At 72.8% G+C, this 16,473-nt stretch carries 15 protein-coding genes; 7 read left to right on the plus strand and 8 right to left on the minus strand.

All coding sequences use genetic code 11. The features are described 5' to 3' along the window. The first annotated feature begins 343 nt into the window (after nt 1-343). The 4 genes from OG455_RS40255 (at nt 344) to OG455_RS40270 (ending at nt 5,805) form a co-directional block, all read left to right on the plus strand. Nucleotides 344-2,254 (plus strand): putative Ig domain-containing protein, encoded by a 1,911-nt coding sequence (locus tag OG455_RS40255; RefSeq protein ID WP_266301732.1) that lies wholly within the window; start codon nt 344-346, stop codon nt 2,252-2,254. Between the two features lie 209 nt (nt 2,255-2,463). Next, nucleotides 2,464-3,396: a hypothetical protein gene (locus tag OG455_RS40260; RefSeq protein ID WP_266301733.1), complete on the plus strand. Its 933-nt coding sequence runs from the start codon at nt 2,464-2,466 to the stop codon at nt 3,394-3,396. Between the two features lie 127 nt (nt 3,397-3,523). After that, nucleotides 3,524-4,249 carry a response regulator transcription factor gene (locus OG455_RS40265; protein ID WP_266301734.1) on the plus strand — a complete coding sequence of 242 codons (726 nt, stop codon included), beginning with the start codon at nt 3,524-3,526 and terminating at the stop codon, nt 4,247-4,249. Between the two features lie 59 nt (nt 4,250-4,308). Continuing rightward, nucleotides 4,309-5,805, plus strand: a complete 1,497-nt coding sequence (locus tag OG455_RS40270; protein WP_266301851.1) for a cell wall metabolism sensor histidine kinase WalK — start codon at nt 4,309-4,311, stop codon at nt 5,803-5,805. Nucleotides 5,806-5,836: 31 nt separating this feature from the next. On the opposite strand, the gene OG455_RS40275 is transcribed toward OG455_RS40270, so the two are convergent. After that, nucleotides 5,837-6,238, minus strand: a complete 402-nt coding sequence (locus OG455_RS40275; protein WP_266301735.1) for a VOC family protein — start codon at nt 6,236-6,238, stop codon at nt 5,837-5,839. Between the two features lie 115 nt (nt 6,239-6,353). Here OG455_RS40275 and OG455_RS40280 point away from each other — a divergent pair, with 115 nt between their 5' ends. Further along, a complete protein-coding gene (locus OG455_RS40280; protein ID WP_266301736.1) occupies nt 6,354-7,817 on the plus strand; it encodes an MFS transporter in 1,464 nt (487 codons plus the stop codon). Between the two features lie 51 nt (nt 7,818-7,868). Here OG455_RS40280 and OG455_RS40285 read toward each other — a convergent pair whose 3' ends face one another. The 5 genes from OG455_RS40285 to OG455_RS40305 form a co-directional block, all read right to left on the minus strand. Continuing rightward, nucleotides 7,869-9,137, minus strand: a complete 1,269-nt coding sequence (locus tag OG455_RS40285; RefSeq protein ID WP_266301852.1) for a sugar ABC transporter permease — start codon at nt 9,135-9,137, stop codon at nt 7,869-7,871. Nucleotides 9,138-9,223: 86 nt separating this feature from the next. Then, nucleotides 9,224-10,009 carry an ATP-binding cassette domain-containing protein gene (locus tag OG455_RS40290; protein ID WP_266301737.1) on the minus strand — a complete coding sequence of 262 codons (786 nt, stop codon included), beginning with the start codon at nt 10,007-10,009 and terminating at the stop codon, nt 9,224-9,226. Between the two features lie 95 nt (nt 10,010-10,104). Next, entirely contained in the window at nt 10,105-11,205 is a 1,101-nt protein-coding gene (locus tag OG455_RS40295) for a sugar ABC transporter substrate-binding protein (RefSeq protein WP_266301738.1), read from the minus strand. Between the two features lie 144 nt (nt 11,206-11,349). Continuing rightward, complete coding sequence (locus OG455_RS40300) at nt 11,350-12,111, minus strand: transglycosylase SLT domain-containing protein (protein WP_266301739.1); 762 nt, start codon at nt 12,109-12,111, stop codon at nt 11,350-11,352. Between the two features lie 58 nt (nt 12,112-12,169). Further along, the gene (locus OG455_RS40305; protein ID WP_266301740.1) at nt 12,170-12,703 is read right to left on the minus strand and encodes a GNAT family N-acetyltransferase; all 534 of its coding nucleotides are present in this window, start codon (nt 12,701-12,703) and stop codon (nt 12,170-12,172) included. 171 nt (nt 12,704-12,874) lie between these two features. Here OG455_RS40305 and OG455_RS40310 point away from each other — a divergent pair, with 171 nt between their 5' ends. Then, nucleotides 12,875-13,429 carry a YceI family protein gene (locus tag OG455_RS40310; RefSeq protein WP_266301741.1) on the plus strand — a complete coding sequence of 185 codons (555 nt, stop codon included), beginning with the start codon at nt 12,875-12,877 and terminating at the stop codon, nt 13,427-13,429. Nucleotides 13,430-13,570: 141 nt separating this feature from the next. After that, nucleotides 13,571-14,137: a DUF3515 domain-containing protein gene (locus OG455_RS40315; RefSeq protein ID WP_266301742.1), complete on the plus strand. Its 567-nt coding sequence runs from the start codon at nt 13,571-13,573 to the stop codon at nt 14,135-14,137. A gap of 77 nt (nt 14,138-14,214) precedes the next feature. Here the strand turns inward: OG455_RS40315 and OG455_RS40320 are convergent, their stop codons facing one another. Then, a complete protein-coding gene (locus tag OG455_RS40320) occupies nt 14,215-15,126 on the minus strand; it encodes an SDR family oxidoreductase (RefSeq protein WP_266301743.1) in 912 nt (303 codons plus the stop codon). 529 nt (nt 15,127-15,655) lie between these two features. Further along, entirely contained in the window at nt 15,656-16,411 is a 756-nt protein-coding gene (locus OG455_RS40325; protein ID WP_266301744.1) for an SDR family oxidoreductase, read from the minus strand. Between the last annotated feature and the right edge of the window lie 62 nt (nt 16,412-16,473).

Here is a 16,473-nt window from a genome sequence, read left to right on the forward strand (position 1 = left end):
CCCGACTTCTCACCTCGGCCCAACTTCTCAGTTCTCTCTGAATATCGGCGCCACCCCGGTCCGGAAGCGCACGCCCGTTGACCCCCATTCGTCAACTCTGCTTTGCTTCAGCCAGCGAACGGCGCACCACCTGATCTTCCAACGGACCCGGGGACGAACATCCCCGCGGACAGCCCACGCCGTACCTCCAGACGTCCCCCAGCCGGGCTTCGCCCTGCGCGGAAACGGCGTGCGCCGCGCCCACCGTGCGCACTCCGGTGCGTCTCGCTGCCCTGCCCCCAGAGCCGATCGCCCGCGCCAACCGGTGCCGGGCGATCAGCAGCAGAGAGGATCCCCCCACAGAATGGGTACCCCCCGCTTCCGCAGCGCGGCGCGAGTCGGTCTGACCGGCCTCGCGTCACTGTCCCTGGCCACCGGAGCCCTGCTCGCCGCCGCCGCACCCCAGGCAGTGGCCCAGCCGGCCCCGCACCAGACGCAGAGCAGCACCGTCACCGACCCCTACAGCCCCGCGTACCAGCACGCGTACCGGCACGGGGCGCTGCCGACCATCCAGCAGAACGACAAGATGAAGGCGTGGTCGGCGACGCAGTCCTCGCCCAGCGTGGCGACCGGGCCCGAGACCCTCTCCTACGGCGGTGGCGTCGACGGCATCGGCGTCAACGACGGCAAGTCGCAGGTCTACCTGGTGTTCTACGGCAACCAGTGGGGCACGCAGAGCACCGACAGCAACGGGAACGCCAAGTTCTCGGGTGACGCGGACGGCGCGGCGGGTGCCGCGCAGCAGATGTTCAAGGGCATCGGCACCGGGAACGAGCTGTGGTCGGCCGACCTGACCCAGTGGTGTGACGGTCCCAACGTGGCCACCGGCGCCACCAGTTGCCCCTCGAACGCCAGCTTCGTGCCCTACCAGGCCGGCGGCGTGCTCTCGGGCGTCTGGTACGACAACGCGGCCGCCTCGCCCAGTGCCGCGACCGGTCACCAGCTGGGCCAGGAGGCCGTCAACGCGGCCGCCCACTTCGGCAACACCACGGCCGCGGCCAACCGGCACGCGTACTACGTGATCCTGTCGCCGCACGGCACCAACCCGGACAGCTACCAGGGCCAGTACTGCGCCTGGCACGACTACAACGGTGACAGCACGCTCACCGGCGGCGCGGTCACCTCGCCCTACGGCGACGTCGCGTTCAGCAACCAGCCGTACAACATGGACTCGGGCGCGGGCTGCGGCGTCGGCTTCGTCAACTCCCCCGGCACCCTCGACGGTTTCACCATGACGCTCGGCCACGAGTGGCACGAGATGATGTCGGACCAGAACCCGGCCGGCGGCTGGACCAACCAGACCGGTGACGCCACCTACAACGGCCAGGAGAACTCCGACGAGTGCGCCTGGCTGAGCCCCGGCACCGCCGGCGGCGCGGCCAACATCACCATGGGCACCGGCACCTTCGCCGAGCAGGCCAGCTGGTCCAACGACACCAACGCGTGCGCCATCTCGCACCCGATCGTCGGCGGCGGCTCGACCGGCAACACGGTGACGGTCACCAACCCGGGCACCCAGAGCACCACCGTGAACACCCCGGTCTCCCTGCAGGTCAGCGGCAGTGACTCGGGCTCCGGCCAGACCCTGACCTACTCGGCCACCGGTCTGCCCACCGGCCTGTCGATCAGCTCCTCGGGCCTGATCAGCGGCACGCCGAGCGCGGCCGGCAGCTACAGCGTCACCGTCAAGGCCACCGACGGCACCGGCGCCAGCGGCTCCGCCTCCTTCACCTGGACCGTCAGCAGCGGCACCGGCGGCGGCTGCACCGCCGCCCAGCTGCTCGGCAACCCCGGCTTCGAGACCGGCTCCGCCTCGCCGTGGACCGCCACCGCCGGCGTCATCGACAACTCCTCCAGCGAGCCTGCCCACTCCGGCAGTTGGAAGGCCTGGCTGGACGGCTACGGCAGCACCCACACCGACACGCTGAGCCAGAGCGTCACCATCCCGGCCGGCTGCCACGCCTCGCTCTCGTTCTACCTGCACATCGACACCGCCGACACCAGCTCGACCGCCCACGACACCCTCAAGGTGACGGCCGGCTCCAGCACGGTGGCGTCCTTCTCCAACACCAACAAGAACACCGGCTACACCCTCTACACCTACGACCTGTCCTCGTTCGCCGGGCAGAGCGTCACCCTGAAGTTCACCGGCACCGAGAACTCCTCGCTGCAGACCAGCTTCGTGATCGACGACACCGCCATCACCACCTCCTGACACCGGTGTCCAGCGCTTGACCAGTAACCGTGGGGGCGGGCCGTCGGCCCGCCCCCACGGGCGCGCCCCGTCAATTCATGACGGATCGTCAGGTCCTTCTCCGAGCAGCGGGATTCATACAGAACCCGTCGGGGAGACACCGGCGAAACCTGATGACGAATCCGCAATGAGCGCCGTTCACCCCCCCCTTGAGTTCGGGAGAACCCACCATGCGCATCCGCCCCTCCTCGCTCACCGCGCGGGCCCTGGCCGCCGTCGGCCTCGCCGCCCTCGGTACCGCCTCCCTGGCCGGGGCCGGGCCGGCCTCCGCCGCCACCGGCAACGCCCACCACGGCGTCAAGCCGATCCACCAGGGCGTCCACCCGCTGGCATCGAGCAACACCCTGAAGGTCGGCTCCAGCGCCACCCAGGGCGTGGTCTCGCCCACACCGAAGGTCTACCTGGTGTTCTGGGGCTCGCAGTGGTCCTCCGACCCGGCCGGTGTCGCCCCCGACCTGCAGAACCTCTTCAAGGGCCTGTACGGCAGCCAGGACACCTGGGGCACCATCCTGTCGCAGTACTGCGAAGGCGTCGCGAAGGGCACCAGCAACTGCGGCACCAAGGGCACCCACGTCGTCCACCCGACCAGCACCCCGCTGGCCGGCACCTGGTTCGACAACACGGCCGCGACGCCCGCGAACGCCACCGCCGCCCAGCTGGCCGCCGAGGCCGTCAAGGCCGCCGGCCACTTCGGCAACACGACCCAGAGCCCGAACCTGAACGCCCAGTACGTCATCGTCTCCCCCACCGGCGCCCACCCCGACGGGTTCCCCAGCAGCGGCTTCTGCGCCTGGCACGACTACACCACCTCGTCGTACGGCAACCTCGCCTACACCAACCTGCCCTACGTCCCGGACACCGGTGTGGACGGCTGCACCACCCTGACCGACGGCCGAGCGCTGTCCGGCATCGAATCCACCGAGACCCACGAGTACGCCGAGACGGTCACCGACACCTGGCCCAGCATCGGCTGGAACGGCGGCGGCGGCGAGATCGGCGACGAGTGCGAGAACCTCGACGCCTTCGTCCCGCTCAGCACCGGCAGCTTCGACCTGCAGGGCCTGTGGTCCAACAGCGCTGCCAAGTGCGTGACGCACGGCTGACCTCGCCCGTCGGGCAGCTGCGGTAACCTCGCCGACCTGGGCCGGTGCGGGCGGGACGACGCGCCGTCGGTGTCGCCCGCACCGCCCGCACCCCTCCCCCGTCGCCCCAGGAATCGCAGGGACCCCCATGGACAGCGCAACCGACGTCGACCGGCCACGGCGGCGGATCCTGGTCGTCGACGACGAACCCGACCTGGTCGAGGTGCTCTGCGCCGCGGTGGGCTACGAGGGCTGGGAGGCCCGCGCGGCGACGACGGGACCGGCCGCCGTCGCCGCGGCCGCCGCCTGGCACCCGGACGCGGTGGTCCTGGACATCATGCTGCCCGAGTTCGACGGTGTGGAGGTGCTCCGGCGCATCCAGGCCGAGCGGCCCGAGGTGCGGGTGCTCTTCCTCACCGCGAGGGACACGGTCCAGGAGCGGATCGCCGGGCTGGCCGCCGGAGGCGACGACTACGTCACCAAGCCGTTCAGCCTGGGCGAGGTGATGGCCAGGCTGCACAGCCTGCTGCGCCGGACGGGACCCGCCACCGACGGCCCGGCCGGGCCGCCCGAAGGAGCCCTGGCGGTGGGCGGCCTGGTCCTGGACGACCAGGCCCGCGAGGTGACCCGGGACGGTCGGCCGATCGAGCTGAGCCCCACCGAGTACGCGCTGCTGCGCTACCTGATGCAGCATCCGCGCCAGGTGCTGAGCAAGGCGGAGATCCTGAACGCCGTCTGGTCCTACGACTTCGGCGGCCAGGCCCACGTGGTGGAGCTCTACATCAGCTACCTGCGCAAGAAGTTGGACCACGGCCACCCGCCGCTGATCCACACCGTGCGGGGCGCCGGCTACGTCCTGCGAGTGCCGCGGTGAGCGTCCGGATCCGGTGCCGTCCGGCGGCCTGGACGCTGCGCACCCGGCTGATCGCCGGCATGCTCACCCTGCTGGTGCTCACCTGCGCCGGGGTCGGCCTGACCACCACCGGCATGCTGCGCCACTTCCTGACCGTCCGGCTCGACCAGCAGCTCTCCGACACCGGCGCCCGCTTCGCCGCCAGCCTGGAGCGCCGCGACGCCGGGGGCGCCCACGGCACCGACGGACAGTCCGGCGCGACGGGCGACAGCGGCGACACCAGGGCCCAGACCCCCGGCACCTTCGGCGCCCGACTCAAGGGCGGGGTCGTCACCGACGCCGGCCTGGTCGACGGCGACGCCACCGACGCCGCGGTGGAGGCCGGCGACCTGCCTCCCGACGCCAAGGACCTGGTCCGCCTGACGACCCGTGACCGCCAGGCGCTGGCCGCGCTGCCGGTCGGCGGACCGCCCGCCGACGTCAACCTCTCCTCACTGCACCGCTACCGGCTGCACGCGGTCACCGGCCAGGACGGCGACGTGCTGGTCACCGGCCTGCCGCTGCGCCCGGTGGAGGAGACCGTGCACCGGTTGGCCACGGTGGAACTGCTGGTGTTCGGCGTGGCACTCGTCCTGGCCGGCGTCGGCGGAGCGCTCTGGATCCGCTGGTCGCTGCGCCCGCTGGGCCGGGTGGTCGCCACCGCCGAGGCGGTCAGCACCCTCCCGCTGTCCAACGGCGCGGTGGCCCTGACGGCCCGCGCACCGGACGACGACCCGCGCACCGAGGTCGGCCTGGTCGGCAGCGCCCTCAACCGGATGCTCGGCCACCTGGAGGACGCCCTGGCCCAGCGCCAGGCCGTGGAGGAGCGGCTGCGGGCCTTCACCGCGGACGCCGGCCATGAACTGCGCACCCCGCTCGCCAACGTGCGCGGGCACACCGAACTCGCCCTGCGCCACCCCGACCCGCTCCCCTCGGCCGTCCGGCACTCACTGACCCGCATCGACGCCGAGTCCCAGCGGATGGGCCGACTGGTCGAGGACCTGCTCCTGCTGGCCAGGCTGGACAGCGGCCGCCCGCCGACCTTCGCCGAGGTCGACCTGACCCGGATCACCCTGGACTGCGCCACCGACGCCCGTGCCGCGGGACCCGAGCACCGCTGGCGCCTGGCGCTGCCCGAGCAGCCCGTCCTGGTCCACGGCGACGCCGACCGACTGCGCCAGGTGGTGGGCAACCTGCTGACCAACGCCCGCACCCACACCCCGCGGGGCACCGAGGTGACACTGCGCCTGACAACCTCGCACGAGGGAGCGCCCCCGGGCCGGCCGGTGCGGCTCACGGTCACCGACACCGGTCCCGGCATCGGTCTCCAGCCACCCGAGCGGGCCTTCGAACGCTTCGTCCGCGGCGACGAGGCCCGCTCCCGCAGCTCCGGCACCACCGGTCTGGGCCTGGCCATCGCCCACACCGTGGTCGAGGCCCACGGCGGCACCCTCACCGTCGCCAGCCGCCCGGGGCACACCGCCTTCACCGTCCTGCTGCCCCCGGGGGAAGAGCCGCCTTCCGCACGGGGCCGATGACCACGCGGGGCCGAGGAGCGCCCGACGCGGACTACTTCCCCCAGCGGCGCGCGCAGAGCACCAGGCGGTAGCCGTCGGGGTCGGTGACGGTGACACCGAACTCGTCCCAGTACGGGTTGTGCGCGGGCACCCGGGTGCCGCCGGCGGCGAGCAGCCGGTCGACGAGGTCCTGCTCGACCGGGGCGCCGAGGTAGAGCACGAAGAGGTCGTCGACGGTGGGCGTGGGCTCCAGCGGGTGCTCGGGGTCGCGGGTCAGCTCGAAGTGCCAGGCCCCGTCGGCCGGCCCGAGCATCACAAGGTCGTGCTCGCCGGAGACCCGCTCGGTGGTCCGCCAGAGCACGTCGAGCCCGAGTCCGGCCACGTAGAACCGCTCGGCGGCGGCCAGGTCGCGGGAGGGGCGGGCAATCCGGATGGGCGTCGTGGAATCGATCATGACCGGAGCATAGCGATGCACGGAAAGCCGGTCGAACACATTCGCTACCGAATATGTCTGTCATCGATGTAATCTGATAGCGACAGATCCGCTCCGCGACAGAAACGGCCCATCCATGTCCGTACGCGAGCGCCAGGCTCCGCCGCACCCGGCCCCGGGCCCTCGGCTGCGCACGCTGCTCACCACCGAACGGGCCAGGCCCGACGCCGTGCGCGCGCACCCGTGGGCCTGGCGGCTCGCGGTGGGCACGGTCTGCTTCGGGGCCTTCATGGGCCAGCTGGACGCCAGCATCGTCACACTCACCTACCAGCCGCTGCGCGCCGAGTTCCACAGCACGCCGGCCGCGGTGGAGTGGGTCTCGCTCAGCTACTTGCTGGCCCTGGTGGCCTTCCTGGTCCCGGTCGGGCGGATCTCCGACGCGCGCGGCCGCAAGCTCATGTACCTCTACGGCTTCGCGGTCTTCACCGCCGCCTCCGCCGCCTGCGGCCTGGCGCCCGGGCTGGGCGTCCTGGTGGCCTTCCGGGTGGTGCAGGCGATCGGCGCGGCCATGATGCAGGCCAACAGCGTGGCCCTGGTCACCACCATTGCCCCGCCGGGCCGGATGCGGGCCGCGCTCGGCATCCAGGCGGCCGGCCAGGCGGTCGGCCTCGCCCTGGGCCCCACCATCGGCGGCGCGCTGGTCAGCACCCTCGGCTGGCGCTGGGTCTTCGGGGTCAACGTCCCGATCGGCATCCTCGCGCTGGTGGCGGGCCACTACCTGCTGCCGCGCACCCGGCAGTGCGCGAGCGGCTCCCGGATCGACGCGCGCGGCGTGCTGCTGCTCGGCAGCTCGACCACCGCCGCGCTGCTGGCCCTCTCGGTCGCCTCGGGCCTGGGCCCGCCGGCCTGGACCGCCGTGCTGCCGGGCCTGGCGGCGCTCGCCGCGGGCCGGGCGTTCCTGCGCCGCCAGCGGCGCTGCGCCCATCCACTGGTCGACCTCGCGCTGCTGCGCGCCGGCCGGCTCGGCCCCGGGCTGCTGGGCGGGCTCTGCGGCTACCTGGTGCTCTTCGGTCCGCTGGTGCTGGTCCCCGCCGAGCTGGCCCGCCGCGGCGGCGGCGCGCTGGCCACCGGCCTGGTGCTCACCGCGCTCCCCTGCGGCTTCGCCCTCGCCGCGACCACCGCCGACCGCCTGCTGCCCAGTGCCTGGAGCGACCGGCTGCGCAGCCGGATCGGTGCCGCGGGCTGCGTGCCGGCCCTGGCCCTGCTGGCCCTGCTGCCCCCGGTGACCGCCCTGCTGCCGATCCCGCTGGCGCTGCTCGGCCTCTCGCTGGGCGTCTTCGTACCGGCCAACAACGCGCTGGTGATGCGGGCGATCCCGGCCACCTCGGCGGGCACCGGCGGCGGCATGGTCAACATGACCCGCGGTCTGGGCACCGCGATCGGGGTCGCCGCCGTCACCCTCGCGCTGCACCTGGCCGGCGCCGGGGCCGGGGCCCGTGTGGCGGCGCTCACCATGCTGGCCTTCGCGCTGCTCGCGCTGGGCACCACGCTGCCCCGGCGGGCCGGGGCAGCGTGGTGGTCCCGGCTCGGCCGGGGGTGACGGGGACCGGCCTGGCGGGGCAGCGTCGCGTCCGGCCCGCCGGAGAGTGGCTCAGGCCCGGCCCGCGGCCTTCTGGGTGCGCCGCGCCAGCGAGTCGATGACCACCGCGGCCAGCAGCACCGCGCCGGTGATCATGAACTGGATCGCGTTGCTCAGCCCCTCGATGTTCATGCCCGACTGGATCGAGCCGATCACCAGCGCACCCAGCAGCGCCGACCAGGTCGTACCGCGCCCGCCGAACAGGCTGGTGCCGCCGATCACCGCGGCGGCGATCGCGTTCATCAGCAGGTTGCCGCCGCCGGAGGTCTGGCTCGCGGACTGGATCTGCGCGGCCAGGAAGAGGCCGCCGACCGCCGCCATGGTCGAGCAGACGGTGAAGACCGAGATCCGGATCCAGGGCACGTTGATGCCCGCCCGCCGGGCGCCCTCGATGTTGCCGCCGAGCGCGAAGACCTTGCGCCCGTAACCGGTGCGGCGCAGCACGAAGTCCAGCACCACGATGAAGATCAGGAAGACCAGCAGCGCCAGCGGCAGGCCCTTGTACTGGTTCAGCGTGTAGGCGGCCAGGTAGGCGATCACCGCGAGTGCCGCGGTGCGCAGCGCGATCTCGGCGATCGGCCGCGAGGGCACCTGGGCCCGCCGGCGCCGGGCGGCGTCCAGCAGCGAGGCGCCCAGGAAGAGCAGCACGCCGATCGTGGCCGCCCCGTAGGCGGCGATCTGCTGGCTGAAGATCGTGCTGTAGAGCCGGGAGACGATGTCCGTGCCGGAGAGGTTGACCGTCCCGCTGGAGCCGAGCACCTGCAGCATCAGGCCGTTCCAGCCCAGGTTGCCGGCCAGGGTGACGACGAAGGCCGGCACCCCCACCCTGGCGAAGAAGAAGCCCTGGATGAAGCCGACGACCGCGCCGCCGACCAGCGCGCAGAGCAGTGCCACCCACTGGTTGACCCCGTGGGTGACCTCCAGCACCGCGTAGATCGCCGCGCAGAGCCCGCTGACCGAGCCGACCGACAGGTCGATCTCGCCCAGCAGCAGCACGAAGACCACGCCGATCGCGATCATCCCGGTGCCGACGATCTGCTGCGAGAGGTTGGAGAGGTTCTGTGCCGAGAGGAAACTGCTGTTCAGGCTGCCGAAGACGGCCCAGATCACGATCAGCGCCAGCACCACCGGCAGCGAGCCGAGCTCACCGCTGCTCACCCGGCGGCGGAACTCGCCGAGGTAGCCCTTGACGCCTTCCTGGCGCACGATCAGCCGCGGGTCCACCGCCGGGGTCGCCTCGGCGGCCACCGGAACGGGCGCGTTGACGCCGCCCTGCGGCATCGCGTCCTCGGGCAGCCGGTGGCGCGCCTGCTCGTGCCGCCCTTCGGTGAAGGGTTCCTCCTCGTGCGGGGTGTTGGGGTCGTCGCTCACTGGGGGCCCTCCGTCCCGCGGGCCTGGCGGCGGGTCACGGCGTTGTCCGTGGCGCCGGTGATGGCCGAGATGATCTGTTCCTGGGAGGTCGACCGGCGGTCGAAGACCCCGTTGTTGCGGCCCAGCCGGAGCACCGCGACCCGGTCCGCGACGGCCATCACGTCGGCCATGTTGTGGCTGATAAGGATCACCCCGAGGCCCTGCTCGCGCAGCCGCTCGACCAGGTCGAGCACCTGCGCGGTCTGCTCGACGCCGAGCGCGGCGGTCGGCTCGTCCAGGATGACCACCTTGGGCGAGCCGATCAGCGAGCGGGCGATCGCCACCACCTGGCGCTGGCCACCGGAGAGCGAGGCGATCGGGATCCGCACGCTGGGGATCCGGATCGAGAGGGTGTCCAGCAGCGTCCGCGAGCGCTGCTCCATCGCGACCTCGTCCAGCACCCCGAACCGCTTCAGTTCGCGCCCGAGGAAGAGGTTGCCGACCACGTCAAGGTTGTCGCAGAGCGCGAGGTCCTGGTAGACGGTGGCGATGCCCAACTGCTGGGCGTCCTGCGGCCGGTGGACGGTGACCGGGCGGCCCTGCCACTCGATCACCCCCTCGTCGGGCTGGTTGACCCCGGCGATCGACTTGACCAGTGTCGACTTGCCCGCGCCGTTGTCACCCACCAGGGCGAGCACCTCGCCCGAGTACACCTCCAGCTCGATGTCGGTCAGCGCCTGGACCGCGCCGAACCGCTTGGAGACCCCGCGCAGGGCCAGCACCGGTTGACCTTCGTCTGCCATGGCGGCCGCTCCCTTCTGACAGATCGTCCGACAGATCGTCCGACAGATCGTTCGACAGATCGTCCGACCGTCGGATCACGCTGCTGCGGGGACGGTCACTGCAGGCCGGCGGCCGAGCAGTCGGCGGCGTAGTCGGGGGTGCAGATCTGCGGCACGGTGTAGAGGCCGTCGGCCACCACGGTGGTCTTGATGTTGTCCTTGGTGAGCACGATCGGGGTGATCAGCATGGAAGGCACCTTGGTGTTGCTGCCACTGGTCGCCGTGGTCGGCACCACGTCGGACGGCAGCGACTTGCCCTCGGCCAGGTCGACCGCCATGGAGCCGGCCGCGTCCGCCTCCGGCTTGTAGGGCTTGTAGATCGACATGGTCTGGGTGCCCGCCAGGATCCGCTGCACGGCGTCGAGCTGGGCGTCCTGGCCGGTCAGCGGCACGCTCAGGTTGGCGGCCTTGAGCGCGGTGGCGATGCCCGCGGCCATCCCGTCGTTCGCCGAGTAGACGCCCACCACGTTCGAGCCGCCGATCGCGGTGATCGCGGCGGCGGCCTCCTGGTTGGCGTTGTTCGGGTCCCAGTTCGGGGTGTCGTACTCCTTGCCGATCTTCAGCTTGCCGTCGATCGCGCTGTGCGCGCCGGCCTTGAACTCGCCGGCGTTCGGGTCGGTGGGCGAGCCGTTGATCATGATGATCTGGCCGCTGCCCGACTTGTCGCCCACCGCCGCCACCAGCGCCTGGCCCTGCAGCTGGCCGACCTTGTCGTTGTCGAAGGAGACGTAGGAATCCACCGGACCCTGCGCCAGCCGGTCGTAGGCGACCACCTTCACGTGGGCGTCGTGGGCCTTCTGGACCGAGGACTGGATCGCCTTGGCGTCCACGGCGTCCAAAATCAGCACCTGGTCGCCCTTGGTGAGAGCGGTGTCCACCTGGGTCTGCTGGGTGGTCGCGTCCTGGTTGGCGTTGTAGTAGTCGACCGTCGCGTTCGGGGCCAGCGCCTTGATCTGGGCCTCGATCAGCGGCTTGTCGAACTGCTCGTACCGGGTGGTCTTGGTCTCCGGGAGCAGCAGGCCGATCTTCAGCGCCGAGGTCGAGCTGCTGGCGCCCGAACTGGTGCTGGAGCTCTTGGCGCTGCCGCAGCCGGCGGCCGTGGCCGCCAAGCCGAGAACGGTGGCGGCCACGGCCGTCCGGCGCAGAACAGTCTTCATGAGGATGCCTTCCCTGGTCCCGTCACCCCCGGCTTCCGAGTCTGCGAAGCCAGGGACGGCGATCACCAGCCGGGCTGCGCCGAACGGGGAGCGCCGTCCCCCGGTTGATGGCGGATCAGGAGCTGGTGGTGCGTCAGGAGGCCCTCAGGAGCGCGGGCCGAGCGCGGCGGCCGCCTTGTCCCAGTTGGCGTGCAGGTTGCTCAGGTAGGAGCCGGCCTGCGGGCCCACCGAGGTGCCGCGGGCGAAGGCGAGCATGTTGCCGGCCCCGGCGTTGTATCCCAGTGCCAGCAGCTCGTCCTCGGTGAGGGAGGTGCTGGGGTGCGCGGGCAGCTGGGCGGCCAGGTCGTGCAGGAACCAGGCGGCCGCCTCGATCGCGAGGTCGGGGTCGTCGGGCAGCTCGTCCCAGTCGCGCCCGGCGAAGTCCCGGCCCGCCTTGGTGTCGTCGAAGGCGGCCTTGTGCATGTTGGCGATGCCGAAGGCGGCGTCCGGCTTGAGCTGCTGCCAGGCGCGCTCGGCGGCGGGGTCGTGCGGCTTGTAGGACTCGTTGTAGAGGATCGCCATCAGCAGCTGGGGGTCGATCCCGGCCTGGGTGGCACGGGTGCGGACCTGGGCGGCGAAGTGGGCGGGGTCGTAGTCGCCGGCGGTGGCGCCGGCGGTGGCAGTGGCGGTGGCGCCGGCGGTGGCGGACGGGCTCCCGGTGGGGGTGGCGCCCGGGGCGCCGGGGGTGGCGGCCGCCGGGCTCGCGCCGCCGACGGGGCGGGCCGCCCCCGCGGTGCCCTGGCCGCCGCCGTGCACGCTGTGCACCGCGATCCCGAAGGCCAGCACCGCGACCACGCCGACCACCGCTCGCCCGTACCTGCGCAACTCCCCCACCCTGCCCTCCGTCGACCCGACCAGCTCTGCCATCCTGCCTGATCCGCCCGGGTGGTGCGGATCACCCCCCGGGGCCGCCGGGCGGTGACCGTCAGCTCGCGGCAGGCCGGCGCATGCGCAGGTTCGGCAGGCGCTCACGCCAGAGCTCCCGCTCACCGGTGGGGTGGAAGCCGTGGCGGCGGTAGAAGCGCAGGGCCTGCTCGTTGTACGCGGTGGCCCAGAGCACGATGGCGTCGGGCTCCGCCCAGGCCAGCAGCTCCACCATCAACTGCCGCCCGAGGCCGCGGCCCTGGTCCGCCGCGCGCAGGTACATCGGCCCGAGGGTCACCTCCCGCTCGGCCGGCGGCCGGGCGCGGCTGCCGCAGATCACACCGGCGATCGCCGCCCGCGGGCCCCGGCGCACCACGCGGCAGAAGGCGTGCTCCGGCTCATCGGCCGCCCGCTCGATGAACTCACGCCAGCGGGCCGCCCCCTCGGGCGTGGCCGGCTCGCCCCGCTGGGCGCGGATCCACTGCTCGTCGATGCCGGCCGCCGGGTTCGGATAGGTCTCCAGCCAGGCCGCCAGCTGCATCTGCCCGATCGCGAGGGCGTCGTCGCGGTCCGGTGGTTCGATCACATGGCGCATCGGTGGATCATCGGCTGCGACGGGCGGGGCGGGCAACCCCGCCCCGCGGATCGGCCGGGTCCGCGCGCCGTGCCCGCCCGGCGGCGTCGCGCGCCCATACGGTGGGTCTCCGGGGCCGCCACCCCCGGGCCGCCCCGACCCCACCGTGACTCGGACAGACCTGGAGGACGCATGAGCAGCACCCCGCTCACCGAGCTGACCGGCGAGTACGTCTTGGACCCCGCCCACACCAGGATCGGCTTCGTGGCCCGGCACGCGATGGTGACCAAGGTCCGCGGCTTCTTCAAGGAGTTCGAGGGCGGCGCGCACCTGGACGGGAGCGACCCGGCCAGGTCGAGCACGACCGTCACGATCAAGGCCGCGAGCATCGACACCGGCAACGAGCAGCGTGACGGCCACCTGCGCAACAACGACTTCCTGGACGCGCCGGCCTTCCCCGACATCGTCTTCAGCTCCACCGGCATCGAGGCGCTGGGCGGCGACAAGTACCGGCTGAACGGCACCTTGACGATCAAGGACACGACCCACCCGATCAGCCTGGACGTCGAGTACGACGGCAGCGCCCGCGATCCCTACGGCAACCTGCGGGTGGGCTTCGAGGGCTCCACCACGATCAGCCGCAAGGACTACGGCATCACCTGGAACGCCGCGCTGGAGGGCGGCGGCGTGCTGGTCGGCGACAAGGTGGTGCTGGAGTTCGACGTCTCGGCGGTCCGCCAGGACTGAGCCGCACCGACGGGTCGCCTCCGGCGTCCGCGGACGCCTGAGGACGCCTGCGGACGCGTGAGGACGCCTGCGGACGTCGGGGCGGCCTGGGGTCGGTCCCCGGGCCGGGGGTGCCGGGCATGGCCCGGTTACCATCTCCCGGTGGCCCTGACCCAGCGCGCTCAGCGCGCCCTGCAGACCCTGCCCGCGCCGGTGCGCTGGCTGGCGGCACCCCTGGTGCTGCTCGCCTGCACCGGCGCGGTGCTGATGTCCGGCGGCAGCTACCAACCGCCGATCACGGCCCCCCACCCCGACCCGATGGCGCTCGGCCCCTGCGCCGCGCTGATGAAGGCGCTGCCGTCGGCCATGCTCGGCCACCCGCGGGCCGACCCGCCGAACTCCCCCTACGTCGCCGTCTGGCGGACCACCCCGCGCACCGTCCTGCGGTGCGGGGTGGCGCGGCCGGCGTCGCTGCGCATCGTGGCGAACCAGATGTCGACCGGGCCCAATGTCGACGGCGTCCAGTGGTACCTGGAGCAGGACGGCCACGGCGGCTACCGGTACACGCTCACCCAGCACGCGCTCTACGTCGAGGTGGCCGCGCCGGCCGGGGCCACGGTCAACGCGACCGACGCGCTCGGCATCGTCTCACCGGCCGTCCTGGCCACCATCCCCGACCTGAACGGCCAACTCGGCCAGGGCTCGGACAGCGACCAGCCCGGGCAGTAGCCAGGACGGGCAGTAGCCAGGACGGGCAGTAGCCAGGACGGGCGGCGGGGAGGAGTGCGGCTGCGGCCCGGCGGGTGTCACAGCGGGTCCCCGAGGGGTCCGTGCCGCTCCTCCAGGTGCTCGGCCCAGTGGGCGGCGAAGTCCGGCCGGGTGCCGTCGGTGTCGGTGAAGCCGTACTCCCGGTAGAGGCCCCAGGTGGCCAGGGCCCGTCCGGTCCTGGCCATGATCCGGGGGTCGGCGGCCAGCGCGACGACGGCCCGGCCCAGGTACGCGGGCGTCTCGGAATGGGCGAAGTCCGGATCCTCGGCCACGCCGTCGCGCCAGTTGTCCTCGGTGACGCCCAGGTGCTCCAGCACGGCCTCCGAGCGCAGGAAGCCGGGTGTGAGCGCCACGGCCGCGACGCCGTAGGGCCGGAGTTCGGCAGCCTGCGCGACGGCGAGCCGGATGACCGCCGACTTCGCCAGGTCGTAGAAGAACGAGCCCCGGTAGCGGGCGGTGTTGCCGTCGGTCACCTCCACGACCAGCCCGCTCCGGCGGGCGACCATCAGCGGCAGCGCGAACCGGCTGGTGATCACATGGGTCTCCACCGCCTGGCGCAGCAGCCGGAGACCGGTCTCCAGGTCCTGCTCCCACAAGGGGTGCTCCCAGTCGGTCAGCGGGTCCGCGCCCCAGACGGAGTTGACCAGGACGTCGAGCCGTCCGCCCTGTTCGGCGGCGATCCGCTCGACCAGGGCCCGCACCTCCTCGGGACGGCTGTGGTCGGTGCGGACGGGGATGCCCAGGCCGCCCGCGGCGGTCACCTGCCCGGCCGTCTCCTCGATGGTCTCCGGACGGCCCAGCTCGGAGCGCCCGCCGGCACTGCTGCGACCGGTGACGTACACCGTCGCACCGGCGGCGCCGAGTTCGACGGCGATGCCCCGGCCGCCGCCCCGGGTGCCGCCGGCGACCAGGGCCACCTTTCCTGCCAGCGGGCGGGTGTCAGCCGTCATGGTTCCTCCTGCTCGTCGCCTTGGCGTTGGTCATGGCCTTGGCGTTGCTCGTGGCCTTGGCGTTGCTCGTGGCCTTGGTGTTGGCGTTGGCGCTCTCACCGGTCGGGGCGCTCGCAGGGGCGGGATGTGCGGCGACAGTACGGTGACGAGTTCGTGGCGCAGCCGCTGTTCGAGGGTGCCCCGGCGTTCGAGGGCCCAGGTCAGGCCCACACCGGCGGTGATCGCCCGCACGGTGCGGGCCAACGCCGCCGCATCCGTTCCGGCGCGGAGCTCCTGCGCACCCGCGGCCAGCGTGAGCCCCGCGGGACCCACCCGGCCCATGACCCGCACCGCCGCACGCAGGATCACCGCGTCCTCGATCCCTCGGGGGCGTCCCACCGCACCGTCCTCGTTAGTAAATGAACGTTCATTTACTAACTCATGCGACCTGCCCCGAGGCAAGCCCCGGCGCTGCCCGGGTGGTGCCGGGAGTGCCGGGGCTGCTGTGGGTGCGGTGGGTGCCGTGGGTGCCGTGGGTGCCCGACCCCGGTCAGGCGGCGGCGTCGGGGCGGGCGCGGAGCCACTGCTCGTAGGCCTGCGTGCCCCGCAGCTCCGGGTGGTCGACGCTGAGCGCCCCGGCGCGCAGCGCCCGACCGAGGCTGCCGGGCAGCGGTAGCCGGAGCAGCGGGACGCGGCGGCCGGTGGCGGTGCGCCAGGCGCGGGCCAGCTCGTGGAGGTCGGTCGGTCGCGGGCCGACCAGATCGATCCGCCGCAGCGCGGGCGGGGCCTCGACCAGGTCGGCCGCGTAGGTCGCCGCCTCGGCGCAGGCGATCGGGCGCAACCGGACGCGCGGCAACGGGAGCAGCCGCAGCCGGGCGGTGGACTCAAGGGTGTCGGTGACCAGTTCGTGGAACTGGGTGGCCCGCAGGATGGTCCAGGGCACCGGCCCCTGCTCGACCACCTGCTCCTGTGCGACCTTCACCCGGAAGTAGGCGAGCGGCACCCGCTCGCAGCCGACGATCGACACGCAGACGTGGTGCCCCACGCCGGCGCGCCGCTCGGCCTCCAGCAGCAGCCGGTTGCCTGCCACCAGGGTCCGTTCGGCCTTCCTGGTCCGGTCGTTGCTGGCGTCCACCACCGCCTCGCAGCCCGTCAGTGCCTCGATCAGACCCACTCCGGTGCGCAGGTCGACCGGGTACTCGGCCGAGCCCCGACTGAGCACCCGCACCTGGTGCCCGCGGGCCCGCAGCTCCTCGGTCAGGGGCCGGCCGAGGGTTCCTGTTCCGCCTATGATCGCGATTCTCATGCCCGTAGGACTGAGCAGCGGCGCGGACTGTGACATCCCCTCCGGCGGCGGACCGGCGAACG

This window comes from Kitasatospora sp. NBC_01287 (genome assembly GCF_026340565.1).
In the GTDB taxonomy this organism is placed as follows: Bacteria; Actinomycetota; Actinomycetes; order Streptomycetales; family Streptomycetaceae; genus Kitasatospora.